Raw genomic sequence first — 25,415 nt, forward strand, 5'->3', positions numbered from 1 at the left:
ATGTGTTTGCTCGCACGAACATCATCAATCAAATCGGCGTTCTTGTTTCTGTGTTTCCCGGGATTCCGTGAAGAACCTTTTTTTTCGCCAATTTTTGGCTAGTCATCGCCTCCCATCGGACTAGTTCTTGCCGGCGCTCACTTGCTCTGATTCGCAAGCGCAAGCTATCCCAGTGGATGTAGTCCGCGTCCTAGGAAACTTCCCGCAACTCGTATCGACTTTCATGAACTGGCGGAAGCGGTTCTGCGTCGATAGCCTTCAGATGTCGCTACAAAACAGCGATCGGCTTTGACAGGCTGAAAAGTGTAATCTGCACTCCCTCCCGACCGGGCGGCATGCTCACGCGCATGCAGTCTCGTTATGGTGGCTGTGCGCGGGGCATCTCCGGGTGCACCGGGTTCTCACACTTCCGGTCTGTCAACCCGCGTACAGCTGCCACCCAATCCTGTTTGACAGCAGGGGATTGGTAGCTCTTATCCATAGTGTGAGGGCATTCAATTGAAAAAGATCACTCCAAATCCGCCTGCATCTGAGGCACGTTCAGATGCAGACACTTCCGATTTGACTCAACTCTCGGATACCACCGAACGCACCGTCAGCGCTCGCCTACGCAACCCACAACACCCCGACCCCATCAGCCACGTCTTCACCCTCCTCCCCGATATCGACACACCCACCCTGCTCGCTCATGCCTGCGAAACCCTCGCATCGCTAAACGTCATGACCACCGACCTCGCCTGCAAACTCGAAGGCTCGCGGCGGAACGTGGCACTGGCCATTCAGCAGTTGAGCGTACTGGCGGAGCTGTTGGTCAACCGCGCGCTGGACAACCTTGATCCGCCTGACGGGCTGCCTGAGGTTCGTTCAGCAGCAGCCTGAGTAGTCGCTTTCTTTTACCAAATGGAGAGTTTTGTCATGGATAGATACATGCCTATCACCGGCATCGACTGCACCATCGCGTCGTTGCTGATCGACACCGCAGCACCGCTGGACGTGCTGCACGAAACCGCGGCTTACCGTATCCGCACCGCGACTCAGTTGCTGGAGAGCATCGCGTTTGGCGAGGGTATTCACAGTGAACTGGCGCGGGTACTGGTGACGTCGCTACGCGATGGCTGCGATTTGCTCGATGTCGTAGGCCGGCGATTGCAGGCGCAGGTTTCGACGATCTAACGAAGTGGCCATAGCCCATCAATAAAGAAAGCACCTGACGAGAACATCGCAGGTGCTTTTTTTGGCTTCAACTCCTGGTCTTCCTGCGAACGAATTAAAGGACAGACTCCTCGGAAATTTCCTTCAACCCTTAACGACTCGGAGCTGATTGTGCCGTTCAGCCTTTAGACCTACGCTGGAACCCACAAAACGGCTACTCGTCCATGACCGGTTGCCTGGGATCACCCTTCCCACCAGAATCACCTCGCCGAATAACCTGATGACAAGGAGGCCACATTGCAAACCATCAAACTGCCTGGCCGCCTTGTCGGTATTGGCTTATACACACCGGCTGAAGCCTCCCTTTACACAGGGATTCCAGCTGCCGATATTCGCCGATGGCTATTCGGATATACCGCGCAGGGTGTTCAGTATCCGGGGATCTGGAACTCAGAACTGGCTGACCTGGATGAGGCCGTTCTAGGCTTTCATGACCTCCTGGAAATTCGCTTCGTCCATGCCTTCCGGCAGCACGGTATCAGCCTGCAGGCCATCCGCAGCGCTTCACAGCAAGCAAAAGAGTTGTTTAACCAAGCCTATCCATTTACCTGCAAACGCTTTCAAACCGACGGCCGAAGTATTTTCGCCACCGTGTTGAGTGAAACAGGGGATGAATCCCTTCTGGATTTGATAAAGCGCCAATACGCTTTTGAGCAAGTCATCAAGCCTTCTCTGTATGAGGGAATTGACTACACGGAATCAGAGGCCGCTCAGCGTTGGTATCCCGTCAAGCGCAGCAAAGCCATCGTTCTGGACCCTTCGCGAAACTTCGGAAAACCCGTTCTCACAACTGCTGGAATTGATACGGCGACAATTTTCAGCGCTTATCAGACAGAGGGGCAAGACACCAAACGCGTGGCGCTGCTTTATGAGATTCCTACGGCAGCCGTTGAAGCGGCGGTGCACTTTGAGCAAAGGAATGCTGCTTGAATTTCTTACTGGATAACAACCTTCCTCCCGCTTTGGCCCGTGCGTTAAATGAGCTGACTAAAGCGGAAGGCCATTCGGTATTGCCACTGAGAGATAAATTCCCGCAAAACACCACCGACGTGGACTGGATTTCAGTGCTGAGCAATGAAGGTGGCTGGGCGGTAATTTCACAAGATAAATTTACAAAAGGCGATCTAGAAAAACGGGCGTTTCGCGAATCCGGCCTACCCGTTTTCTGCCTGGCCAGGCATTGGGGAAATGAGTCCTATTGGAACAAAGCGCATAACCTGGTGCGTTGGTGGCCTGCGATCACGGCTCAAGCCCATCTGATTAGAGGCGGTGCCGCGTTCCGCGTGCCGTGGAAATTTCCTGCCCACGGGAAATTTGATCAGATAAAGATTTAACGTTCGCCATTCTCTGAGAGAGAGCATTTTTACTCGAAAAGCCCCTCTAGCTCTTCAAGTGTCGGCATCGCCGCCGGAATGACCGATAGCTCACAATCCAGCGCAGCCAAAACTCGAGCAAAAGCGATCATCCCAACCGTAAGAGTGCCCTTTTCTACCGCGATGACTTTTTGCCGTGTCAGCCCCGCGAGTTCTGCGAGCTGAACTTGCGTCAAGCCACGATTAATACGCTTTTCGCGTATTTGCTTACCCAGGCGGGAGCTGATCAGTGAATAGTCCATGTGCCGTTATCGTAACATTTATACCTTAATGTATCGTATACATGACATTCGCGCTAATCAGAACTGATGGATTCCCGGATTTCCTGCTTGTTTGCTTCCCTAGACCTTTTTATTTGCACCCCCACCACCTCGCATAACCCTCTAACCCCCTTCTACACTCAGCTCCAACTCAACTCAGAACTCCACCCCAAAAAGAGCCCCCATGACCACCCTCAACGACCGTTTGAAGCAAGGCAAGGCTGCTCGCAAAAACTGCTCGCGCAGTGCTCAAGCGTCCATGGGAAAAGTAACCCGTGACCCAATCCCGCTGATCAAACAGTCCAGCGAAGGCCGGATCAAGTCGCTGGTCGAGTTACGGTATGGCCGCATGCTGGTGTCGCCGTTCACCTTCTATCGCGGCAACGCCCTGCTGCAGGCTCACGACCTGGCCACCACGTCCAACATGGGCCTGGTCTCGACGATCTGCGGCGATTGCCACCTGATGAATTTCGGTGGATTCGCCACGCCCGAGCGCAATCTGTTGTTCAGCGTCAATGATTTCGACGAGGTTCACCCCGGCCCGTGGGAGTGGGATCTGAAACGTCTGGTGGCGAGTTTCATGGTGGCGGCTCGCGACCTGCGCCACGGTGAGACGGTAGAAGAAAACGTCTGCCTCCAGGTGGTCCGCGCCTATCAGGACACCATGCTGGAGTGCGCCCAACAAAGCTCGCTGGAGAACTGGTATGAGTCCATCAGCTACGATGATTTGCTCAAGCAGGCGAGCAAAAGCACGCTGGAGCATGTGGAGCGCGCCATCGAAAAAGCCGAACGGCGGACGCATGCCGAGCTGCTGCCAAAGATCAGCGAGCGTGACGCGAAAGGCCATTTGGTGATTCGCGATGACCTGCCGGAAATTTTCCATCTGCATAAAGACACCACGCTGCTGGACGCCGACGATGACTGGCTGCGCCTCTCGGACTGGCGCCCGCTGTACAAAACATTCATGAGCGATTACCGAAGCACGCTGCAAGCCGACCGTCGTGAGTTGCTGTCACGGTTTCACGTTCACGACATGGCCTTCAAAGTCGTGGGCGTGGGCAGTGTCGGCACCCGTTGCCTGGTGGCGTTGCTGACGGATGAACAGGAGTTCCCGTTGTTCCTGCAATTCAAGGAAGCGCGGCGTTCGGTGCTCGCTGATTACGTGAAGGTCAAGTCACGTGTCCGGCATGAGGGTCAGCGGGTGGTCGATGGTCAGCGCTTGATGCAGTCGGCCAGTGACCTGTTCCTCGGCTGGGCCCGCGGCCCCAGCGGTCGACACTTTTATGTGCGCCAGCTGCGCGATATGAAGATTTCAGCGGAACTGGAAAACTTCGATGCCGAAGCCTTTGAGGCCTACGGGCGCTTGTGTGGTCGCGCCCTCGCCCGCGCGCATGCCAAATCATCCGGGCACGCCTCGCAGATCAGCGGCTACATCGGCAAGAGCGATGCGCTGGCCGAGGCGCTGGTCAAGTACGCGAAGAACTACACCGACCAGAACGGCCGCGACTATGAACGATTCCAGCAAGCCTGCCGCAAGGGCCAGTTGCGCGCGCGTTCAGAGGCGGATTTTGCGGCGGATCATTTGCCGTAGACGCACCGCGCGCGGGCGTTCATCTACATGAACTTTTCTTCACCCCATCGCGCCTCAACAATCGGTACATTGCCCTCGCTCATTCAAGAAACTACGGTTTGCCCGCCCTCCCGCGGGCTTTTTTTTGCCTGAAATAAGGGTCGCCATTGGGTTGGGTTTTCTATTACTCGATTACTACGCGCCGTTCACATTTCGTTCAGCTCTCATTTCCTATGATCGGCCTCTCAGCTCTCTGTCCGGTCTTCGACGTCCATGTCCCGCCCCGCCGCTTCACTGTTTCTGCTTGCCGCGTTGCTGTTCTTTTACGCGCTGGGCAATTACCAACTGCAAGGTTCCACTGAGGCTCGGGTGGCCGGAATCGCCATGGAAATGCACCTGGATAACGACTGGGTGACCCCCCGTTTGTTTGGCGAACCGTTTCTTGAAAAACCTCCCTTAAGTTTGTGGCTCGATGCCACCGCGATCCGCGTGTTCGGCGGCACACCGTGGGCCGTGCGACTGGCGTCGGCCTTTGCCGGGTTGTTCAGCGTGATGATTCTTTACGCGATGCTCCGCCGGTTCGGCCGCCCCAAGGAAATAGCGTGGACGGCGGGCATCCTGCTCGCCACCATGGCCAGTTACTGGAGCAACGTGCGTGGCGTCGGCGAAGACGCCTTGCTGGCGTTGGGCGTGAGCATGGCGTTGCTCGCGTTCTTTGAAGGGCAGCGGCAGTCGACGCTCGGCAATGCGCTGCTGTTTGCTTCAGGGATTGCTATCGCGACCTTGAGTAAAGGCGTGCTGGGCCTGGCCATGCCGGGGGTGGTGATCTTCGCGTACCTGCTGGCCGACACACTGATCGACAAGCGCCTGAACCTTGCTGCCTGGCTGCGCCCCGCACTGTTGACGCTGCTGGGGTTGGTGCCGCTGCTGATCTGGCTCGTCATGCTCTATCAGCGCGGTGGAGCGCAGGCCGTGACGGATGTGCTGCTGACCAACAGTGTCGGACGCTTCAGCGGCTCGTTCGTCGAGGCCGGGCATTACGAACCGTTCTACTACTACCTGGCCAAGCTGCCACAAGCGTTTTTGCCGTGGAATATTCTGGTGTACCTGGGGCTGTGGCACTTTCGTAAAAGCCTGGTGGCCAATCGTTACTTGCTGTTTTTCACGCTGTGGCTGCTGGCACAGTTCGCCATGCTGACGCTGGCCTCGAGCAAACGCACTGTGTACCTGATGTCGATGACACCGGCGGCAGCGGTGATTGCGGCGGAATACGCGAGCGTGCTGTACGCAAAACTGAAGGCGCGTGAAACCGCTGCAACCCTGTTGGGTCGCATCGCACGGTATCGACGGGGTGGGGTGATCGGCGTGTTCGCCGTGGTGATTGGCGGCTACCTTGGCGCCGCACAATGGGCGATGCCGCTGGCGGATCGCACCTTGTCCTTCGTGCCGCTGACCGCGCAGATTCAAACGATGCAGGCCAACGGGCAGCAAGTCGCCCTGTTCCAGGCCAATGAGCGGGTGGGCGGCGCCAGTGTGTTCTACAGCCAGCGCCTGCTCAAAGGCCTGGACACTGACGCGCAACTGCATGAGTTTCTCGCGGCATCAGCGTCCAACGTCGCGGTCATGTCCGGTGATACCGAACCGGCCGCGCCGTTGAAAGTGCTCAAGACAATGACGGTGGGGCGACAGGTTTACTACTTTGTGAGCCTGTAACTACATCCACACTGGAGCGCTCGGCCTTTTTCAGCACCGGCACGTCCAGCCTGGCCCGACCGTAAAACGCCAGGGCTGTCAGCAGGCACGCCAGCCAGACAAAGATCCCGGCCCAGAAGGTGTGGGACATGTAGTGCCAGCCTTGCAGGACCCGCGTGGTGCCGTAGACGAAACCCAGCACCAGCGAGAACCACAACACCGCTTTGGAAAAGCGCCACTGGTAACGGCGGGCAACGAAGTACAGCGCGAGCATGGTGAAACCGCCCGACGCATGCCCACCCGGCCAGCAGCGACCGTCACCGGCTTCGCGGAACAGCTGGAAGTTGTTGTACCACTCCATGTGGGCAATCTTGCCGCCGTAGAGGGTCGTTTCAATCGGGCAGTACACGCTGGTGTGCGCCTTGAGGAAGTGGATCACGCCGGTGCACACGGCAAACGCCACCACCACAAAGATAAAGTCACGGCGATGGTCGGCGGTAAACCGCAGCACCGGGGCGGCTTTGATCCGCTCCAGGAAGTGACCGATACGCGGACGTTTTTGCGGGTTGACCAATGGCCAGACAAACGACAGCAACATGCCGATCAAGGCGATTTCAGCGGTCCAGTTGGGAATGATCCGCGCCCACTTGTGCGTGAGTTTCTCGAAGAAGTGAACCTTGTCGAGCGGGAAGGTCTGGGTGACCGGGTCAAAAAGAAGGTTGCTGAACCAGATGTCGATTTTGGTCATGTCGAACATCAGGAAAACCACGGCCGCGCAGGCTAGCGCAATACCGAAGTTCACCCAGTAAAAGCGGTGGCGGGAAAAATTCAGCATGGTGTGTCCTGATCCAGAGAAAAATTCATTCGGTGGTTACCGTGTGCCAGTCGGAGGCTTCAATGAAACCCAGCATGTGTGTCGATTGCGGTGTTGGAGCGGAGATAAACAATGAAGCGCCGTAACCCGGGGTCGAGGTCGGCAACTTGAGGTCTTTTTCAAGTTGCGCCATGCACTCGCTGTGCGTCACCAGCACCAGATTTCGACCCGCCACTTTGTGCGCCAGAGCATCACGCAACATAGTGCCCTTGCAACTGATTAGCCAGTCTTCACCGACGCCTGCCTTGCTGAACATGAAACTGGCGGTCTGCGCCGTGCGGACCATCGGACTGCTGTAAACGTCCGCCTTGCTCATCCCGAGGCGCTGGAACTGCTCGCCGACACTGACCGCCACGCTGCGGGAACGCTCGGTGATGCCATCATCGCCCGCCAGACAAGCAGCCGGGGAGTGATCGCAGCGTTCAACATGGCGCACCAACACGATCATGTCACCCTTGGTCCAACCGTCCGTCAGTGCCTTGGCACCCGCGACATTGCCATGGGCCAGGTCCGGCACCGCGGCGGGTTGCAACAGCCAGACCGTCAACGGGATCACCAGCAGCGCCGACGCCAGCACCACCGCCGCATTGCGGTAGCGGGCTAAGCGCCTCAAGTCGATCGAGCGTTTTATCCCGAGTAGATTCAGTCTCAATTCCACATCAAGCCGCCTCGCCGGCACGTACTGCGCTCATCAAATCCGCTGAGCCTAAAGAGGCAAGCGTCGGCAGCGAGTGAAACTCATGTGAAAAAAAGCTTAAAAGGCACGCAAAGCCTTGTTACAGGTTGCGCCCTACAAAATCCTTTCAGCTCTCGCGAATGCGGCCGATACACACCTGCGACCTACCTTGCTGGCTCCCAAAAACAACAATCTTCCAGCCAACCGACGATCAAGAAACACAACGTTCCTGGAGGAATTGATGAATAGCTGGTTCGGCAATATCAGCGTGAACATGAAACTGGGCCTGGGATTCGGCCTGGTCCTGGCATTGACCTGCGTCCTGGCCCTGACCGGCTGGACCAGCCTGGGCAGCCTGATTGACCGCAGCAACTGGATGAGCGACATCACCCAGCTCAACGCCGGCCTGACCAAGCTGCGTGTGGTGCGCCTGCAATACATGCTGACCAACGGCGACGAAACCGCCGCGCAGAACGTACAGACCACCCTCGACGCCTTCTCGGCTCAGCAACAAGCGTTGCTGTCGAAATTCAAGAGCCCGGAAAACCTCAAGCTGCTCAAAGAGCAAGGCACCGTCATTGCGGCGTACCAGACCTCGCTGAACAAAATGCGCAGCGCCTACCGCACCGGCAACAGTGCCCGCGACACCATGGGCGCCAATGCTGAAACCGCCAGCTCGCTGATCGACTCCATCAGCACCCGCGTGCAGCAAATGCCGCTGAGCGATCAGCGCTTCGAGCAGTTCCAGGCCATCACTGCCGCCAAGGAAGCGTTCATCCTGGCCCGCTACGAAGTGCGCGGCTACACCGCCACCACCAACGCCGAGACCGAGCAAACAGCCGTCGGCCAACTGGACGCAGCGATTGCCAGCCTCAAACCACTGAACGCGCAGTTCGCCGAGACTCAGCAAGACGCCTTGCGTCAGCTGGAAACCGCGCTGGTCAACTACCGCAACGCCTTGCATTCCTATAAAGCGGCCAACACCGATGCGGTGCAGGCGCGCAAGGAAATGACCGACCAGGGCGCCGCCATCGTGACCCTGAGCGATCAGCTGTATCAGATCCAGCTCGACCGCCGCGACGCCGAAAGCGCCCAGGCCCGTACCTTGCAATTGATCAGCACCTTGCTCGCGCTGCTGGTCGGCGTAATTGCCGCTGTGATCATCACCCGTCAAATCACTGGCCCGATTCGTGACACCCTGGCCGTGGTTGAACGCATCGCCAGCGGCGACCTGTCCCAGGACGTCAACGTCACTCGCCGTGACGAACTCGGTGTGTTGCAGCAAGGCATCGCGCGCATGGGCGTGACCCTGCGCGACCTGATCAGCGGCATCCGCGACGGCGTCACGCAAATCGCCAGCGCCGCCGAAGAACTGTCGGCCGTGACCGAACAAACCAGCGCCGGGGTGAACAGCCAGAAGATCGAGACCGATCAGGTCGCCACCGCCATGCACGAGATGACTGCCACTGTGCAGGAAGTCGCGCGCAATGCCGAAGAAGCGTCGCAAGCCGCCGCCGCGGCAGACGGCGAAGCCCGCGAAGGCGACAAAGTGGTCAACGAAGCCATCGCCCAGATCGAGCGTCTGGCCAGTGAAGTGGTGCGTTCCACCGAAGCCATGAGCGTGTTGCAACAGGAAAGCGACAAGATCGGCAGCGTGATGGACGTGATCAAGGCCGTCGCCGAACAAACTAACTTGCTGGCACTCAACGCCGCGATTGAAGCCGCGCGCGCCGGTGAAGCCGGTCGTGGTTTTGCGGTAGTGGCCGATGAAGTGCGGGGCCTGGCCCAGCGTACGCAGAAATCCACCGAAGAAATCGAAGGCCTGGTGGCTGCTCTGCAAAATGGCACGCAACAAGTGTCAGCGGTCATGAACAACAGCCGCGCCCTGACCGACAGCAGCGTCGCGCTGACCCGCAAGGCCGGTGTGTCGCTGGAAAACATCACCCGCACGGTGTCCAACATCCAGTCGATGAACCAGCAGATTGCCGCCGCTGCCGAACAGCAAAGCGCCGTGGCCGAAGAGATCAGCCGCAGCATCATCAATGTGCGCGATGTATCGGAACAAACCGCCGCTGCCAGCGATGAAACCGCTGCGTCGAGCGTTGAGCTGGCACGGTTGGGTGGTCAATTGCAGCAGATGGTCAGCCACTTCCGAGTCTGACATTCGCCTTGCGGTGAATGAAAAATCGATTCGCGAGCAGGCTCGCTCCCACAGGTACGGGGTCGAACACAGAATTTGTGAACGACCCAAGTCCCCTGTGGGAGCGAGCCTGCTCGCGAATGCGGTCTACCTGCCGGCGAAGATGTTCATGCCTCCCACGGATTGATTACCTCAACCCCTGAAAACTCGAAGTCCCGTACATTGCGGGTGGCTATCGAAGCCCCGTGACTTCGGCAAATGGCGGCAATTTGCGCATCTGCCATGGAAACCGCTCTCCCCTTTGCTTCAGCACCTGCGACCAGCGTCGCGTACTCGACAGCGGCATGGGCATCAAACGGCAAAATACGCCCGGCAAAGTCCTCTTCGAACATGGCCATCGCATGAGATTCCAGTTTCTGCTTACGTTTGCCAAACGGAAGTCGCGCGATGCCGTGAAGAATTTCCGCCACAGTTATTGCACTGATCGCCAGATCCATCGCGGGCACCGCATCGACCCAATCCAATACGGCTGGCTCCGGCTCGATACGCATAAATTCAGAAAGCACATTGGTATCGAGCACTATCATTCAGAGAAATCCACCGCAGTCGCTTTTTCCTGACGTGCAGGCAGATCGAGCTCAACCCCATCGCTTGCACTGAATCTGCTGCGAATCCGGCTACCAAGCCCACCCGCCCGATCAACAGTCTCCAAGGCCCGTCCTAGAATCTGGCGAGCCTCTTCTTCCATCGAATGTCCGTTATGAGCCGCGGTGATACGCAACTGCTCCTTGAGTTTCTCATCGAGGTTTCGAATTGTGATGCTGGCCATATCGCCTCCTGCAATCAATGAAATCATTGATTGCATGCTAGCACATCCTACCTAGCCAAAACCCGGCAATCTTCCGAACGGCCAATGGCACCACTCACCGCGTCCCGCGCTGACGCAAGGCCGACGGCATGAAGTACGCGTCTTCCGGCACCGGTTGGGCGAAGTCCACGGTGGCCGGTTCTTCGTTGTCCAGGTTCTGCACGTAGTAACGACGCGCCTGCAAGTCATGGAAAACGTCCAGCGCACTCCAGGTGGTAGGCAGGTCGTAGAAGTTTTTCAGGTAGGCCATCGACACCCGCCACAACTCCCCTCGCCCGTCATATTGATCCACCAGTGCGGCGCCCCAGCTGTCCTCGTCGAGAAACAGCACACGCTTGGAATAGATATGCCGCGAGCCCGGCTTGAGCGTGCCTTCGACCACCCAGACTCGATGCAGCTCATAACGGGTGTATTGCGGGTTGAGGTGGCCCGGTGTGAGCAACTGCGCGTACTTCACGTCAGGGCTGCCGACTTTGTAGTTGTTGTACGGAATGTAGACCTCTTGCTTGCCCTTGAGCTTCCAGTCGTAGCGGTCCGGCGAGCCGTTGAACAGGTCGGTATCGTCCGCCGTGCGCAGGCCATCGGATGAGGCGATTGGCGTGTCATACGCCAGGTTCGGCGCGCGGCGCACACGGCGTTGGCCGGCGTCGTAGACCCAGGCCTGACGCGGGTCCTTGAGCTGGTCCAGGGTCTCGTGAATCAACGCCGCACCGCCGGCCAGCCGGGCCGGGCTCTTCACGAACGCCAGGTAGTAAAACAGGATGTTTTTCAGGTCGGCAAACTGCCCGCCCGGACGGTAATAGTTGAAGAGACCTTCCTGCTGCGAGGTCACGAGCGCGAAGCTGCCGTTGCGCTGTACCGGCGCTTCGGAGGCGCGACGTACCACATAGATGCCGCGATAACGGGTGATGTGGTTCCACAGCACTTCGATCCCGTCCTTGGGCACCGGGAACGGCACGCCGCCATAGGCATCGGAAAACCCGCTGCCGCCTTCGAGCAGCTTGGCCGAGGTCGCATTCTTGAAGGTGTTGTCATACAGCCACTGCGGTGCCGAGCCCGACCGGCGAGAGGGATAGACCGGCATCTGGAAGGTGTCGGGGTAGCTGTTGAACAGGGCGACCTGACCCGGGCTGAGGTGGGCCTTGTACTGATCAAGGTTGGCCTTGGTGATGGTGAACAGCGGCTTGTCCGACGCGTACGGGTCCGGGTGGTGTTGACCGGGTTTGTAGCCGGCCGGCGCCTGGGTGATACCGCCGGCCCACGCCGGAATCGTCCCGGCGGCATTGCCGGCACGCTCGGCGCCCAGCGGTGTCAGGGTGGTTTTCAATTGCTCGGCTTGCTGGGGCGAGATGGCGGCCAGCGTGCTGCCGGCGGCCAGGGTCAGGACCAGCGCCAGCGTGGTTTTGGTCAGTCGTGAGGTGTGAAACATGATCGTTCTCCGAAAAATCCAGCAGGTTCGCAAAACACAGCAGATCCCCGTGGGAGCGAGCCTGCTCGCGAAAGCGGTGTGTCAGGCGACATCTTTATTGGCTGTGCGGCCGTCTTCGCGAGCAGGCTCGCTCCCACAGGGGGTTTGCGTGTAGCACTTAAAGGAAATACTTGAGGTTGAAGCCGACGTTGTCGCGGTCGCGAAGGCCGTTGTCCTGCCCGCCGCCGTAGAACTCGGTGTATTGCAGCTCGGCCTCCAGCTTGTTCTGGTAGTTGGCCTTGATCCCCAGGGTGTAGGCCTTGCGGCCCTCGATGGTGTTGCCGGCCTGATAACTGTTGCCCTGGAAGTCGTCCTTGTAGACGACGTAAGGCGAAACGTTGACCCCGGCATACACGTCGTTCCAGGTGCCATTGACCATCGCGGTGTAGCTGTAGGAATCGCGGTTGACCTGGTCGGCGCGATCGCCGCCGGACACATAGGAAAAGTTACCGGTGCCCGCGTAGTAACGCGTACTGCCGTCATAAGCGGTGTAGTGCAGACTGCTGCCGCGCAGGTGCTCGGACGCCAGTTCGAACACGCCGAACATCGAGTCGAACGACAGGCTCGGGCCAAAGTTGTAAATGGTGCCCAGCGACGTGTTGAACGCTTCCACTCGCTCGGCGTTATTGATCTGGCTGGCGAGCGTGACCTGCTGCCCGCCAATGTTGATGGTCTGGCCGCCCGCCGCTGCGGCAGCGCCGTTGGCCAGGTCGCCGATCAGGTCGTTGGTGGCCGCAACGCCGATGGGCAGGTTCGGCCGATACGCCACTTCACCGAACACCGATGCCTGGCCCAGGGTGGTGTTGAAACTGAAGCCGTACATGCGGATGTCTTCGGCGTAACGGCGATGCGCCTGAATATTGCCCAGCACATCAATAGTCGTCAGGCCGTTGGCCAGTTGCCCCGCCTGACTGCCCGCCACCCCGGACAACAGGTTGGTCAGCGCATTGATGTCGACCCCTTTGTACCCGCCCAGATCGGCGGAAATGGTCGGCTCCTTGGCGTGGTAATTGACCATGTACACGCCGAACTCGGTGCTGTTGAGTTGTTCGGCGATGTAGCGAAAGGCAAATCCGAACTGGCCGTCGTTGCGCGCGTTGTAATCCTTGCCGACCGAAGCGACCTTGACGGTATTGCCGAAAGTCGGGGTAACCCCGTTGGCGTAAAGACCGGTAGTGCTCAGGGCCTGGTTGAGCAACGGGTTGTTGCCCAGCGCGCTGTACAGGCCGATCACGTTGCCGAAACCGGGCACCGGAGTGTCCAGCGCAGTATCGGTAAAATTGTTGTAGCCGGTGTTGCCGCCGTCGGCGAACAGGTCCGTTTGCGAGTAGAACGTACCGACTGGGTCGATGCGGGTTTCCTTCCAGTTGGTCTGGTAAAAGCTTTCCATGGTCAGGGTGTCGGTCAGGCCGATGTTGAAGCTGAGCGCCTCCACCGGCACCAGCACTTCCTTGACTTCGGCGCCAGGCAAACGGTACTTGGCCGCGTCCACCGGGTTGGTGGTGTTAATCCCGCCCCGGTAGAAAATCCCCTCGCCCCAGTTGAACACCTGACGCCCGATACGGGCCGTGACCGGCATCTGCGCGACGTCCCAGTTGCCATAGAGATAAGCGTCGAGCATCTCCACCCGACTGCCGGCGATGTCGCGGGTCTGGCCGGTGAAGTGGTCGTCCTGCGGGTAACTCTGGCTCGGTTGCGAGGGGTTGTTGTTGCTGTAGTAATCGTTGCGCTTGTCCATCAGTTGGGTGTCATAGAACGCGGTGCCGCGCATGAACATCCCGTAGTTCTGATAGTTGGCCTCAAGCTCCGAAGTGATCTTGTACACCTCGGAAACCAGCCCGGTGTCGAAGTTGCGATTGCCGTCGTTGGTGTTGACGTCGTCGTTGTTCTTGTCGCGGCCCTGGACCCGCCACAAGCGGCCATAGGACAACGTGCTGTCGAAAGAGCCAGTGACCTGATTGTCCAGCACACTGAACTCCTCGGCCTGCACGCCGTCGACCGCGCACAGTTGCAGCAGCCCTGCCAGCCCGACGCCGGGGAGCGCCGCGCCGGACAGGCGAAATCGGGTTCTCATGATCTGTTCCTCTTCCCTGGTTTTATTGTTTTTATGGTGTCTGTGTGCGCGGTCAACGTTGCCGCGAAGGCTATGGCGCAAGCCCCGCATCGACATAAATCCGGCTGTGCGCGCCGAAATGCCCCAGCAGTTTGAACAGCTGTTGGTTCAGTGCCGGATGGTCGAAGTCTTCGCGCTGCACCTGGTTACCGGCGCTGAAATCGCTGGTGATCGGGGCCGTGTCCAGCCACTGTCCGATGGCTTCATCAAACGCTGCGGATTCATCGGCGGACTCGGCGCTCACCACTTCGCGCAGGTAGTCGACCGAGTACGGTGGGTAACTGGCGTCCTGAGCAGCGTCGGCATAAGCGTCGAGCATCGGATGTGCCCGGCCGGCACGCAGCAGGCGACGCAGCCAGGTCGACTGATACTTCTCCACTTCCATGTGCCGGGTGGCGACCCGTTCAATGGCGGCATGCTTGTCGGCATCGAAGCCGGCCAACGCCTTGCTTTCCAGTAGCAGCAGGCTCGCCAGCTCGACGCCGGGCAATGGCTTGGCGTGATAAGGCTGGGTCAGGTCCTGAACGTGGTGCAGCCCCCAACCGAGAAAACGATAGCCCCAGTAAGGATGGCCGCTGGCAAACGCCAGTCGCGCCAACCCCATGTATTGGTAGGCGCGCCAGTCCGGCCAGCTGCGCTGAAGAAATCCGGCCGCGGCATACACCACCGCACTTTCATGGAAGAAGCCCATATGGAACGGCGCCTGGGAACTGTACTGAAACCGGGGATCGCCAAAGGGCTGCAGGCCGAAGCCGTACAAGGCGCCCACCTCGCCTGGGTTGTCGCTGAACAGGTTGATGTCATGGCCGTAATCAGGCTCGTCAGCGGCGCTGGCCAACACGGCCAGGGGCGCGACTTTTTCACCGTCAGCCACGCGGATGAAACGCTGGCGATTCCACGGCGAGAGGGTCTGCTCAACCATGACCTGCTCGGCCCTCAGGTGTTCACGCTCGGGCAGATCCTTGCCCGGCATCGGCTGGATAACCATCGCCAGATGAATCTGCGGATTGATCCGCAGCGCGGTGAGGAAGTCGTGGCGCAAATTGTCCCCAGGCACGGCGGGCAATTTCAGGTTGTCGGGGCGCGGCGGGTACTGGGCGAAGTGCTCGCGAGCGAAGCGTTCCTGTTCGTCCAGCAGCGCAGTCACGGCGGGGTATTGTTGCGCGAGAAACTGTTCCAGCGGCTCGACCTCGACCTCGACCTGCGGCGCATCGCGCAAGGCCGGCAGATCCTGCAACGCCAGGTAGCTGCCGACCGTATGGTTGGACCAGCCCCATGCCATCGGTGCCGTTCCACAAAGCAGCAACAGGAGGAATGTCAGCTTCATTGCTTTTGGTTCTTATTGGATGAGCAGTGGGGTTGAGCCTAACAACCGCCCCTGCCCCTGACACTGTCCAATCTCACCAGAAAAGTTCTCCGATAGCGCCACGTGAAGTTGAAGGAAACACCGTCAACCATTGTGGGAGCGAGCCTGCTCGCGAAAGCGGTATGTCAGTGAAATCATCGGTGACTGACACTCCGCTTTCGCGAGCAGGCTCGCTCCCACAGGGGATTTTTTGGTGTTGTTTCAGGCGGGGTAACCAGTGATGTTGCGGATGCTTTGGTACAACGGCTTGAGCTGGCGGTACATGCGCAGGTAAACCTCTTTGTACAGTCGCTCATAGATCTGCTGCGCCTCGGGTTGCGGCATGAACACCTCGCCCACCCGAGTCATGGCCGCGATCGCCGTGGGAAAATCCGCGTGCAAACCCAGCCCCACCGCGCAGCAAATCGCCGCGCCCAGACCGGACGCTTCGTACACATGCGGACGCTCGGCCGGCAGCCCGAAAATGTTCGCCGTGAGCTGCATCGCCGCATCACTCTGGGAGCCGCCACCGGCAACGCGCAAACGCTTGACGGAGATTTTCGAACGTTTCTCGATCTTCTCCATGCCCTGGCGCAAGGCATACGCCAAACCCTCGAGGATCGCCCGATAAATGTGCGCGCGGGTATGCACGTCGCCGAAGCCGATCATCGCGCCCTTGGCTTCCACTCCCGGCTCGCGGATACCCGGTGACCAGTAGGGTTGCAGCATCAGCCCCATGGACCCCGGCGGCACGGCGTCGACCAGTGCATCGAAGAGTTGCTCAGGTTCGATGCCCTGCGCTTTGGCCTGCTGCATTTCCCGCAGGCCGAACTCGTTCTTGAACCAGCTGACCATCCAGTAACCGCGATAAATCATTACCTCGCAGTTGTATTGATCCGGCAATGCAGACGGGTAAGGCGGAATCAGCGGGACGATTTCCAGGTAGCGCGACCGGGTGCTGGTGATCGTCGCGGTGGTGCCGTAGGACAGGCACACCGTGTCCGCGTCGACGACACCGGAACCGACGACTTCGCAGGCCTTGTCGGCACCTGCAGCGATCAGCGGAATTCCTTCGGGAATGCCGGTGTGGCGACTGGCTTCAGCGGTGATGAAACCCAGGGTTTCACCGGGTTTGTGCAGGCTCGGCAATTGCTCGGGACGCACCGCCAGCGCCTGCCATTTCCAATCGCTGGGCGCGGCCCATTTCAGGCGTTTGAAATCGAATGGCAGGTAGCCGACGCAACAACCCACGGAATCGACAAAGCGCCCGCACAGGCGATGAGTCAGAAACCCCGAAAGCAGCAAAAACTTGTCGGTCGCCGCCCAGACGTCAGGCTGATGGCGGGCGATCCAGTTGGCCTCGGCCTGGGCGCGAAAGTAATCCACGGTGGCTTGCGCGCCGACCAGTTTGAACAGCCAGCCCCACGGCCCCTTGATCCCGCCTTCGACTTCGCTCTGGCGTTGATCGAGCCACAGAATCGCCGGGCGCAGCGGCTTGCCTTGGGCATCGACATTGATCACGGTGCCGCGCTGGGTGGTCAGGGAGACGCCGGCAATCTGTGAGCGATCGATACCGGTTTGCTGCCACACCTGCTGGCACGCCTCGCCCAGTTTCGCCCAGTAATATTCCGGGTCCTGCTCGGCCCAGCCGGGTTGAGTCGAGTAATAGGCCTGCAACTCGACCTTGCCTTTGCCCAGCAGATTGCCCTGCAGGTCGAAGAGCAGCGCGCGCACGCTCTGGGTGCCATTGTCGATGGCCAGCACGTAACGCTTGTTCGGGTGGTTATCCATGGAGCTCTCTTCAATGGGCATCAAGGCGCGGCATCCGGCAAACCGTGATGGCGTTGCCACAACGCCCGGTAACGCTGTAATTCCTGCTGCCAACGCTCATCATCCCAGCCCAGTCGTGGCTGGCAGAGTTGGCGGATGGCGGCAAAGTATTCCTCGCCACCACGCGGCAGCAACAGGCCCAGACGGGTGCGACGCAACAGCAAGTCATCCAGGTGCAGGACCATCTCAGCCTCACAGGCAAAGGCCAGTTCCGCCCACAAGGTGTTCGTGGCGCCAACGCTGTCATGGCCCAGGTCCGCGATCAGTGTCGCCAGCCTCGGCAGGTCACGGCCATGTCGCCCGGCCAGGCGCCGCCACTGGTTGCCACTGAGCCCTGGAATCGTCAGCGGCGGCACGACGGCAAACACCGGCGCGGCGTCATCACTGAAGGGACGTTCGAGCATTGCCGCGCAGGCCTTGAGCACTTCGATGGCCTGCGGGCGAAAGGTGGTCAGTTTGCCGCCGGCCAGAGTCACGCAACCCGGCTCCAGCCACAGCACATGCTCACGGGTTTCATTCGACGGTTTGCCTTGATGTTCACCCGCCGCATGGCCCACCACCGGGCGCACTCCCGACCAGGTCGACAGCACGTCGTCAGCGACTACTTCGGCGTGGGGAAATTGTTGGGTGCAGGCTGCCAGCAAATAGTCGAGTTCATCAAAGCTGATGCTCGCGCTCTGGTCCAGATCGCCCTGATGATCGAGGTCCGTGGTGCCTACCACCGTCGCGCCCTCCCAAGGAAAAACGAACACCGGTCGACGGTCGCTCTCATGCAGGAAAGTGAAGGCTTGCGCCACCGGCAGGCGCCAGCCCGGCAGCAACAAATGGCTGCCACGCAACGGGCGCAACTGACGCGGGGCATCGGGCAGGCGCAAACGCTCGGCCCAGGCACCGGTGGCCACGGCCAGCACACCACAACGCAATTGCAATGACGCGTCACCTTCGCAGTCTTCGACCTGGACCCCGCAAACGCGTCCCTCCTCACGCAGCAATTGCTCCACGCGCACGCCGTTGAGCACCACCGCGCCGTCGGCCCGGGCCTCGCCCAATACGCGCATCACCAGACGCGCATCGTCGGTCAGCGCATCGACAAAACAGGTGCCGCCCAGCAGGTCATGTTCTCTCACCCCCGGCGCCAGATACCGCAGTTGTTGCGCGTCATGGAAGCGATGGCTACGCCGTCCGGCCAGCGCGTCGTAGATGGATAACAAACCACCCAGCACTCGCGGTCCGGGAAAGCCGCCACGGTAATGCGGCATCATGAAACTCATCGGCTCCACCAGCCCCGGCGCTTCGTCGAGCAGGCGCTGGCGTTCGCGGACGGAGTCGCGGGTCAGGCGCCACTGGCCCTTGGCGATGTACCGCAAGCCGCCATGGACCATTTTCGAGGATCGACTGGAGGTGCCCCAGGCGAAATCGCGCTGTTCCAGCAGCAGGCAACGCCAGCCACGGCGCGCGGCTTCGCGCAGGATACCGGCGCCACTGATGCCGCCGCCGATGACGATCAGGTCCCAGGTTTCCTCCGCCAGCGTCGGCAGCACTTGCTGGCGCCACGCGGCGTTCCAGTTCGGGCTCACGGCCGTCACTCCGGCAACAACGTGCCGGGGTTGAGGCGCCCGGCCGGATCAAAATGCCGGCTCAGCGCCTGCAGGGTGTCCATCGCCAGCACGCCCTTCTCGCGCAGCAGGTACGGCGCGTGGTCCTTGCCCACGCCGTGCTGATGACTGATGGTGCCGTGGTTATCGACGATGGTCTGGCTGGCCGCGTGCTTGAGTGCCTGCCAGCGAGCCAGCGTGGCGGGATAGTCCGCCGCCGGGCGAAACACATAAGTGGTGTAGATGCTCGAGCCTTCGCCGTAGACGTGGGACAGGTGAGTGAACACGTGCACTCGCTCGCCCTCAGCCGCCAAGGCATCACGCAGGCTGTTTTCGATCAGGGTCAGGAGGTTATCGACGTTGCTCCAGTCGGTGGCCGTTTCCAGGGTGTCGACCACATAACCGGCGTTCCACAAGTTCTCGCGCAGGTAGGGAAAACGGAAGCGGTTCTGCGCCCACTTCTTGCCGAGCAAGGTGCCGGTAAACACCCCGCCGAACGCCTTGAGGTGCTGCCGCGCCTGACTCAGGGACAGCGCATTTTGCCGGCGATTGCCAGTCACGCCGAACGTCAGCAGGCATTTGCCTTCAGCAGCACCGCGCAGCGACAGGTACTTTTCCAGCCAGGCGATCTGCTGCGGATGACCGGCCAACGCCAGCTGGGTTTCGGTTTCCACCGCGTTGGACAAGCGCAGCATCGACAGCGGCACCCGCGCCTGGGCCAACTGGCGGATGGCTTGCAGCGCCTGGGTCCAACTGGGCAGAAACACGCCGTAGAAACGTTCATCGGCAGGCAATGCGCTGACCCGAACCTTGACCTCGGAAATAATCCCGAAACGGCCCTCGCAGCCCAACACCACTTCGCGCAGGTCGGGCCCGGCGGCCGAGGCCGGGAACGTGGGGATTTCCAACGGCCCGGCAAAGGTTTCCAGAGTCCCGCCGGCAAACAGTTGCTCGATGCGCCCGTAGCGCAACGATTGCTGACCACTGGAGCGACTGGCGACCCAACCACCGAGGGTCGACAGCTCCCACGACTGCGGAAAATGCCCCAGCGTATAGCCCCGGGCGCGCAACTGGCTTTCCACCTGCGGCCCACTGGCGCCGGGGCCGAAAGTGGCCAGCAGGCTTTGTTCGTCGAGGTCCAGCAGACGATTCATCCGGGCCAGGGAAACCGTGACCACGGGCCGCGCGGAATCCGGCGGATTGATGTGCCCGGCCACCGAAGTGCCGCCGCCATAAGGAATCAGGCACAAGTCCTGTTCATGAGCCAGCGCCAGCAATTGGCGGATCTGTTCTGCCGTCTCGGGAAAGGCCACGGCGTCGGGATAATTCCCCAGCGCGCCTTCGCGCAACGCCAGCCAGTCCGGCAGGCTCTGCCCCCGGGCATGCAGCAGACGATCCTGCGCAACCACGCTGTACAAGGCGTGTTCCTGCAACCGCGAGGCCGGCACGCGGGCCAATGCCGTCTCGAGCGAGGCATCGGGCAGCGCTCGACCGTCACCCAGCCGCTGGGCGAGAAAACTCGCGCCCTGGGCCGGCAGTTCGACCACCGTGGTTGCATCTCCCCAGCCGTTCCAGCGTCGCATGCGTGTGTCCTTTTGCGGTTCTTATTGGTGATATTTCAGGCCCCCATACTAGTCAGCTGCCCGAAAGTGTCACGGTCGCATCCGGCCAGTTCGAGTAGCCAATTGAGTCAAACGTCGCACAGATGCCAGCCATTTACTTTAGCCGTGGTTTCAAATTACCTTTCAGCGCATTCATCCGCGCACGCGGGCCTTGATCAAAGGAATACGATCATGCAATCCCTGGGCTTCACTTCCGTTCCGCCGCTGCTCAAATACCTGCGTCATGCCGAACAGCTGGGCATGGCCATCGAGCCTGCGTTGGCGGCGGCCGGGTTGCAGGCGCAGCAGTTGAGTGACAACAGCCTGCGATTGCCGGGTGAAGCCCATGAACGCTTGCTCGATTATTTCTGCGAACACTCGGGCGATCCGTTATTCGGTCTCAATGCCGCGCATTTTGTGTTGCCCAACTCCTGGAGCGTGCTGGGTTACATCACCATGAACTGCGCGACCCTGGGCGATGCCATGAGCCGCATCATGCCGTTCGAGAAACTGGTGGGCGACATGGGCGTCAGCCGCGCAGAAGTTCAGGACAGCAACGTGCACCTGATCTGGACCTGCCGCTATCAACGCCCGCGAATCCGCCGGCACCTGGTGGAAAACGTGCTCGGCTCCTGGCTGCAATACGCGCGCTGGATCGCCGATACACAGATGTCGCCGGCCGCCGTCTGGCTGGAACATCCACGCCCGGCCGACACGACGCAGGCGCAATACGAGCAGTTCTTCGATTGCCCGGTGCTGTTCGACCAGCCTTATTCGGCGCTGATTGTGCCGTTGCCGTATTTGCAGTTGCCGTTGCGCCAGGCCGATGCGCAATTGCTGCGCACCCTCGAAGAACATGCGCAGGGGTTGATGGCGACGCTGGAGGACGCCTCGCTGGAGCAGCGGGTCAAAAGCATCCTGCGCCAGTTGCTCAAGGAAGGCCTGCCACGCAAGGAGCAAGTGGCCGAGCATCTCGCCGTGTCGGTGCGCACGCTACAACGCCAGTTGCATCAGGCCGGCACGTCGTACCAGCAAATCCTCGACGACCTGCGCCAGGAACTGGCCGAGCATTACCTGCTCAACAGCACCTTGCCGATCCAGGACATCGCCCAGTACCTGGGCTTCACCGAACCGCGCTCGTTTCACCGTACGTTCAAGAGTCGGCGCGGGATGCCGCCCGGCGAGTTTCGCCAAACTCACCGGGTGCAGGACGAAAGCTGAAGGTTCAGAGGTGCATCGGGCTCCGGCCATGCCGGTGTTTCAAATTCCTACAGACTCCCGTCCTTCTTCCCTGTCCCTGCGGTGAAAGATCCAGTCCTCGGTCAATGACGAGGCTGACAGCGCACCTGCATGCCACGTCGTAATGTCGTCAGCTCCACCCAAGGAGACTCACCGGCATGGACGACAACACGTTACTGACTTCTCTGGTCAGGGCCTATGGCACCGGGCAAACCAACGATGCACTGGTCAAGTTCTTTAAAGACACACTGAAATTCACCTCGGTGTTCGATATCGCCTGCCTCACCGAAACCGAATTCAAAAAACAATTCGATGACGCTATCAAGGCTGACAACACGGTCAAAGACCAAGCGACCAGCATTGACACCGCAAAGCTCTACGACGACGTCAAATGCCTGGCCACCCAGATCAGTCATCTGTATCGGGAACAGCGAACTTCGGTCGAAACGGCACAGGATCATTGGCATCCCTTGGGCATTCGTGCGATCGAGAAACAAGGCCCCACCTACACCCATCTGTTCAAAGAGAATTGGGACGAGGCGTGCAAAAACGATTCGATTGCTGCCATCGACTCGCCGGTTGCCTACCTCAGAGCGCTGTACCGGTTTGCCTTGCAACTGGAAACCAGTGTCTCGTCGTTAGCGGGTGAAAAAGACAATCGAATCACATTGGAAAAACGCCGTCCGGATCTCGCCGCCCTGTCGATTGATCAGCAAAGCACCTTCACTGCGCAACCGATGCTCGGGATCGTCAATGAGACGCTGGACAACAATATTCAGAACGCGCTGAAGAACACCGAAGACGAGGGTAAGTCGACTTATGAAGTGCTCGCACAAAAATATTATCCCTTTGCGCTCCCCTATGAGTTTTACCATCACCAGTGCCTGCTGGGACTGACTGGTAACAAGCCCACGCTGGGAGAACTGGGTTACCTCGTGAGCGAATTCCTGCCTCTCACGGCCCATGACATCGCTCAGTACGGCAAGGTGTTGAACGCGGGTTCTGATCAAGCGCAGAGGCGGATGTCCGGGCTTGGCCCCAAACAGCAGGCATTGCTGACAGAACGGCCATGGGCTGCAAAGATTCTGAATAACCTTGCGTACTCCCGCCTCCCGGGCACGGAACAGGACAAACGGAAAAAACACTATTGGGAAAAAATCTACGGCGGCACGTCAATTTCCGATTTGAAGAAAATCAACATCTTCCTGGAGCGGACCGAACTTAAAGCCGAACAATTGGAAGTATTGCTGGCGCAAGGTAAATACGCGCCATGCCTGTCTCCTCATTACCTGTTGCCGGCACCTCATTCCCATCCTTTTGGAGCCCGTTACGTAAACGGACCTCGCTTGGTCGATGACAGCATGGCGCTGGACAACGAGAAAAAAACCGGGGAAATCGCAAACGCGACCGAGGACCGACTTGAACGCTTGCATCGAATGATCCGCCTCCAACGCTGGCTCGGCATCCCGTTTGCCGATCTGGACACCCTGATATGCAGCGCATTTGAATCACAGCTGTCGCTCAATGCCCAGCGGCTACTGGACAGTTATGCCATCAAGGCCTTGGGCGTTTATCGGTATATGAGTCGCCGGTATTCCATCACGGCTGAAGAGTTCGCGGCGCTGCTGCATCACGTTTCACCTTTTGCGTCCGGCGATGAGACGTCGCTGTTCGATAAGGTATTCAATCAGACCCGGGTATTCGCAACTGCGCTGAAGCTCGATGGTCGCGTCTTCGTGGCGGATGATACGAATCCTGCCTCCCACACTACTCTCCAACACCTGAGTATCAGCCTCGGCCTGCCTTTGACCGAGGACTCACTGATGCAGGTGGTCAAGAACACACTGAAATACCAGGGAACGCTCAAGTGCGATTTGCCCACCCTGTCATCCATTTATCGACAGGCCCGGGTAGCGAGAATGTTCGGCCTTTCGATCGCCGAAAGTTCAACACTGGCGAACCTGCTCGGGGGGGAACATGTTGCCAGGTGCCTGGCAACCGGCGACACGGGCAAACGCACACTGCGAATCAGGGGCCAAAAGGGGGAGCAGTATTTCGAACTGGTCGCCATTTTTCAGCTCTCGACACAGGGGAACTCCGGTAAGGCGCCCCTGCTTCCCGGATCGACTCTGGAGACCAACTCGTCATGGTTCGTTGACCAGACAGCCGCTAAAAGGATTGCTCTGCGATTCTCCCAACCGGGTGCAAACCCTGCGCGGCTTATCTTCATCACCCAGATCCCAACCACACAGCCATCAACCGTTACATCGCTAGAGGGACTATCCATGCACTGGAGTGGCGGGAGCCTTGATGAACTGTCCCTCCTTCAAAATCCGGCCGTGGTGTTGCAATCAATACATTCCACAAGGGAAATAGACTCGATTGGCTCTCACACAGGCGATATAGATCAAATCACCCTGGTCAATGAAGCCCCCCAGGAAGATTCTGCACAAAACATTCTTGGCATCCTGATGCAAATGGACTGGGTAACCTGCTGGATCAAACAATCCGCCTACGACATTCCGATGCTGCAACGCGTACTTGAACTGCAAGGCCGCGATGACTATCCGTTGGGAGGGCTGCAGCAACACCTCATCAAACTGGGTGCCGAAACGCGTCATAGCGCGGTTACCGCACAAGAACTGGCAACGTTGGCATTGCCAGGCGACGTCAACTGGCGTGAGAAGCTGGCCGGCACCCTGCTCGATGACAACGGTTTAGTGAAAAACTTCGCCCCATCGATTCAGGACGATGTGGTGCAACAGTTGACCTCGGTGCTGAACACCGTCATCGAAGACGAAACATTCAAGCTGGACGGCGATCCCGAAAAAGACCTGAAGCTTAAAAATGACGCCCGGCAAAAACTGAAAAACCTTCTCTTGTTGGCGCATGACCGGCAGTTGCACCTCATCGAAGCGTTTCTACAGGAAGCATTCCTGCTGCCCATGAATTGTGCGAAGGATGTGGTGCTATGGGCCAACACCTCGGTCCATCAGATTCTCACCGAAGTCCTGAATTCAAAGGACTCACATGCCTTGGTGCAGACACTGCATCCGCTCCTGCGTCACACCGAAACTGCCGTCCGGTTGCAGTTGAGCAACAAGGCCCTGCGTGCGCTCCTGAGCACTGCCCGTTGGCTGGACACAGCGGATGGACAGTTGAGGCTGTCATTCAAAAGCCTGTACCTGTTCGATCGCTTCAACCATTGCCTGAAGACTTACCAGCAGACGGAAGAAAGCCTGCTGAGCTATCTGGAGTTCGCCAACTTCTTCGGTCGCGAGAGCCATGCCGTCAACGGCCGACTGGCCCAATTGTTGAATTGGGAAGCGGCTGAGGTGACCGTGCTCACCTCGAAACTGATGTTCAAGCACGCCCAATCGATGAAGGACATCGATTGGATCATGCGCTGCCACCAAACCTGCAAGGCCACCGGACTCAGTGCAACCGCCCTGCTCAGCGCCGCGACCCTCGACAACAAGAGTTCGCCCGACCACTGGAAAACGGTCGGTGAGGCCGTCATGGCGGCCAGCCACTGATCCCCCTGCATGCTCAAGGAATG

20 protein-coding genes and 1 pseudogene are annotated in these 25,415 nt (G+C 59.3%); 10 read left to right on the forward strand and 11 right to left on the reverse strand.

Translation table 11 applies throughout. The features are described from left to right. The first annotated feature begins 498 nt into the window (after positions 1-498). The 4 genes from AC07N8_RS26700 (at position 499) to AC07N8_RS26715 (ending at position 2,546) form a co-directional block, all read left to right on the forward strand. Positions 499-879 carry a DUF6124 family protein gene (locus AC07N8_RS26700; protein ID WP_493146620.1) on the forward strand — a complete coding sequence of 127 codons (381 nt, stop codon included), beginning with the start codon at positions 499-501 and terminating at the stop codon, positions 877-879. Between the two features lie 36 nt (positions 880-915). Continuing rightward, on the forward strand, positions 916-1,173 hold the full coding sequence (locus AC07N8_RS26705) for a hypothetical protein (RefSeq protein WP_493146622.1): 258 nt from the start codon (positions 916-918) through the stop codon (positions 1,171-1,173). A gap of 276 nt (positions 1,174-1,449) precedes the next feature. After that, positions 1,450-2,142 carry a DUF433 domain-containing protein gene (locus AC07N8_RS26710; protein WP_493146624.1) on the forward strand — a complete coding sequence of 231 codons (693 nt, stop codon included), beginning with the start codon at positions 1,450-1,452 and terminating at the stop codon, positions 2,140-2,142. Continuing rightward, the gene (locus AC07N8_RS26715; RefSeq protein WP_493146628.1) at positions 2,139-2,546 is read left to right on the forward strand and encodes a PIN-like domain-containing protein; all 408 of its coding nucleotides are present in this window, start codon (positions 2,139-2,141) and stop codon (positions 2,544-2,546) included. The genes AC07N8_RS26710 and AC07N8_RS26715 overlap by 4 nt, the downstream gene beginning before the upstream one ends. 29 nt (positions 2,547-2,575) lie before the next feature. On the opposite strand, the gene AC07N8_RS26720 is transcribed toward AC07N8_RS26715, so the two are convergent. Next, the gene (locus AC07N8_RS26720) at positions 2,576-2,827 is read right to left on the reverse strand and encodes a helix-turn-helix transcriptional regulator (protein WP_493146630.1); all 252 of its coding nucleotides are present in this window, start codon (positions 2,825-2,827) and stop codon (positions 2,576-2,578) included. A 202-nt stretch (positions 2,828-3,029) separates the two neighbouring features. On the opposite strand from AC07N8_RS26720, the gene AC07N8_RS26725 reads away from it, so the two are divergent. Continuing rightward, a complete protein-coding gene (locus tag AC07N8_RS26725) occupies positions 3,030-4,436 on the forward strand; it encodes a DUF2252 domain-containing protein (protein WP_493146632.1) in 1,407 nt (468 codons plus the stop codon). A 252-nt stretch (positions 4,437-4,688) separates the two neighbouring features. Next, positions 4,689-6,128 carry an ArnT family glycosyltransferase gene (locus AC07N8_RS26730; protein WP_493146635.1) on the forward strand — a complete coding sequence of 480 codons (1,440 nt, stop codon included), beginning with the start codon at positions 4,689-4,691 and terminating at the stop codon, positions 6,126-6,128. Here AC07N8_RS26730 and AC07N8_RS26735 read toward each other — a convergent pair. Continuing rightward, positions 6,079-6,942, reverse strand: coding sequence for a phosphatase PAP2 family protein (locus tag AC07N8_RS26735; protein WP_493146638.1), 864 nt, complete (start codon positions 6,940-6,942; stop codon positions 6,079-6,081). The genes AC07N8_RS26730 and AC07N8_RS26735 overlap by 50 nt on opposite strands. Positions 6,943-6,967: 25 nt before the next feature. Continuing rightward, complete coding sequence (gene pmrG / locus AC07N8_RS26740) at positions 6,968-7,639, reverse strand: lipopolysaccharide core heptose(II)-phosphate phosphatase PmrG (protein ID WP_483844031.1); 672 nt, start codon at positions 7,637-7,639, stop codon at positions 6,968-6,970. A 394-nt stretch (positions 7,640-8,033) separates the two neighbouring features. Between pmrG and AC07N8_RS26745 the strand changes: the two are divergent. Further along, positions 8,034-8,960, forward strand: a pseudogene (locus AC07N8_RS26745) (methyl-accepting chemotaxis protein); the annotation flags it as partial. A 144-nt stretch (positions 8,961-9,104) separates the two neighbouring features. Beyond that, a complete protein-coding gene (locus AC07N8_RS26750) occupies positions 9,105-9,818 on the forward strand; it encodes a methyl-accepting chemotaxis protein (RefSeq protein WP_405046815.1) in 714 nt (237 codons plus the stop codon). Positions 9,819-9,964: 146 nt separating this feature from the next. Here AC07N8_RS26750 and AC07N8_RS26755 read toward each other — a convergent pair whose 3' ends face one another. From AC07N8_RS26755 to AC07N8_RS26790, 8 genes are all read right to left on the reverse strand, one after another. Further along, positions 9,965-10,384, reverse strand: a complete 420-nt coding sequence (locus AC07N8_RS26755) for a type II toxin-antitoxin system VapC family toxin (protein WP_493146643.1) — start codon at positions 10,382-10,384, stop codon at positions 9,965-9,967. After that, positions 10,381-10,626 (reverse strand): FitA-like ribbon-helix-helix domain-containing protein, encoded by a 246-nt coding sequence (locus AC07N8_RS26760; RefSeq protein WP_483844029.1) that lies wholly within the window; start codon positions 10,624-10,626, stop codon positions 10,381-10,383. Before AC07N8_RS26760 ends, AC07N8_RS26755 begins: the two co-directional genes overlap by 4 nt. Before the next feature lie 94 nt (positions 10,627-10,720). Next, a complete protein-coding gene (locus AC07N8_RS26765) occupies positions 10,721-12,094 on the reverse strand; it encodes a DUF1329 domain-containing protein (RefSeq protein WP_493146647.1) in 1,374 nt (457 codons plus the stop codon). A gap of 157 nt (positions 12,095-12,251) precedes the next feature. Further along, positions 12,252-14,207 (reverse strand): DUF1302 domain-containing protein, encoded by a 1,956-nt coding sequence (locus tag AC07N8_RS26770; RefSeq protein WP_493146649.1) that lies wholly within the window; start codon positions 14,205-14,207, stop codon positions 12,252-12,254. A 70-nt stretch (positions 14,208-14,277) separates the two neighbouring features. Then, entirely contained in the window at positions 14,278-15,573 is a 1,296-nt protein-coding gene (locus AC07N8_RS26775; protein WP_493146651.1) for a phospholipase, read from the reverse strand. Positions 15,574-15,813: 240 nt separating this feature from the next. After that, positions 15,814-17,382 carry an FGGY-family carbohydrate kinase gene (locus tag AC07N8_RS26780; protein WP_493146654.1) on the reverse strand — a complete coding sequence of 523 codons (1,569 nt, stop codon included), beginning with the start codon at positions 17,380-17,382 and terminating at the stop codon, positions 15,814-15,816. 20 nt (positions 17,383-17,402) lie between these two features. Beyond that, positions 17,403-18,998, reverse strand: coding sequence for a glycerol-3-phosphate dehydrogenase/oxidase (locus tag AC07N8_RS26785; protein ID WP_493146656.1), 1,596 nt, complete (start codon positions 18,996-18,998; stop codon positions 17,403-17,405). Positions 18,999-19,003: 5 nt separating this feature from the next. Next, positions 19,004-20,599 (reverse strand): FAD-binding oxidoreductase, encoded by a 1,596-nt coding sequence (locus tag AC07N8_RS26790; RefSeq protein WP_483844023.1) that lies wholly within the window; start codon positions 20,597-20,599, stop codon positions 19,004-19,006. Positions 20,600-20,809: 210 nt separating this feature from the next. On the opposite strand from AC07N8_RS26790, the gene gliR reads away from it, so the two are divergent. Both gliR and AC07N8_RS26800 read left to right on the forward strand, forming a co-directional pair. Then, positions 20,810-21,838: an AraC family transcriptional regulator GliR gene (gene gliR, locus AC07N8_RS26795; protein ID WP_483844022.1), complete on the forward strand. Its 1,029-nt coding sequence runs from the start codon at positions 20,810-20,812 to the stop codon at positions 21,836-21,838. Positions 21,839-22,014: 176 nt separating this feature from the next. Continuing rightward, on the forward strand, positions 22,015-25,392 hold the full coding sequence (locus AC07N8_RS26800; protein ID WP_493146658.1) for a Tc toxin subunit A: 3,378 nt from the start codon (positions 22,015-22,017) through the stop codon (positions 25,390-25,392). The last annotated feature ends 23 nt before the right edge of the window (positions 25,393-25,415 follow it).

Source organism: Pseudomonas sp. GW821-FHT10C09, assembly GCF_059415465.1.

Bases quoted from the DNA above. Each gene is read 5' to 3' on its own strand.
- AC07N8_RS26705 (WP_493146622.1), top strand. From the start codon at position 916: ATGGATAGATACATGCCTATCACCGGCATCGACTGCACCATCGCGTCG.
- AC07N8_RS26720 (WP_493146630.1), bottom strand. From the start codon at position 2,827: ATGGACTATTCACTGATCAGCTCCCGCCTGGGTAAGCAAATACGCGAA.
- AC07N8_RS26725 (WP_493146632.1), top strand. From the start codon at position 3,030: ATGACCACCCTCAACGACCGTTTGAAGCAAGGCAAGGCTGCTCGCAAA.
- AC07N8_RS26730 (WP_493146635.1), top strand. From the start codon at position 4,689: ATGTCCCGCCCCGCCGCTTCACTGTTTCTGCTTGCCGCGTTGCTGTTC.
- AC07N8_RS26735 (WP_493146638.1), bottom strand. From the start codon at position 6,942: ATGCTGAATTTTTCCCGCCACCGCTTTTACTGGGTGAACTTCGGTATT.
- AC07N8_RS26750 (WP_405046815.1), top strand. From the start codon at position 9,105: ATGCACGAGATGACTGCCACTGTGCAGGAAGTCGCGCGCAATGCCGAA.
- AC07N8_RS26755 (WP_493146643.1), bottom strand. From the start codon at position 10,384: ATGATAGTGCTCGATACCAATGTGCTTTCTGAATTTATGCGTATCGAG.
- AC07N8_RS26760 (WP_483844029.1), bottom strand. From the start codon at position 10,626: ATGGCCAGCATCACAATTCGAAACCTCGATGAGAAACTCAAGGAGCAG.
- AC07N8_RS26765 (WP_493146647.1), bottom strand. From the start codon at position 12,094: ATGTTTCACACCTCACGACTGACCAAAACCACGCTGGCGCTGGTCCTG.
- AC07N8_RS26770 (WP_493146649.1), bottom strand. From the start codon at position 14,207: ATGAGAACCCGATTTCGCCTGTCCGGCGCGGCGCTCCCCGGCGTCGGG.
- AC07N8_RS26775 (WP_493146651.1), bottom strand. From the start codon at position 15,573: ATGAAGCTGACATTCCTCCTGTTGCTGCTTTGTGGAACGGCACCGATG.
- AC07N8_RS26780 (WP_493146654.1), bottom strand. From the start codon at position 17,382: ATGGATAACCACCCGAACAAGCGTTACGTGCTGGCCATCGACAATGGC.
- AC07N8_RS26790 (WP_483844023.1), bottom strand. From the start codon at position 20,599: ATGCGACGCTGGAACGGCTGGGGAGATGCAACCACGGTGGTCGAACTG.
- gliR (WP_483844022.1), top strand. From the start codon at position 20,810: ATGCAATCCCTGGGCTTCACTTCCGTTCCGCCGCTGCTCAAATACCTG.
- AC07N8_RS26800 (WP_493146658.1), top strand. From the start codon at position 22,015: ATGGACGACAACACGTTACTGACTTCTCTGGTCAGGGCCTATGGCACC.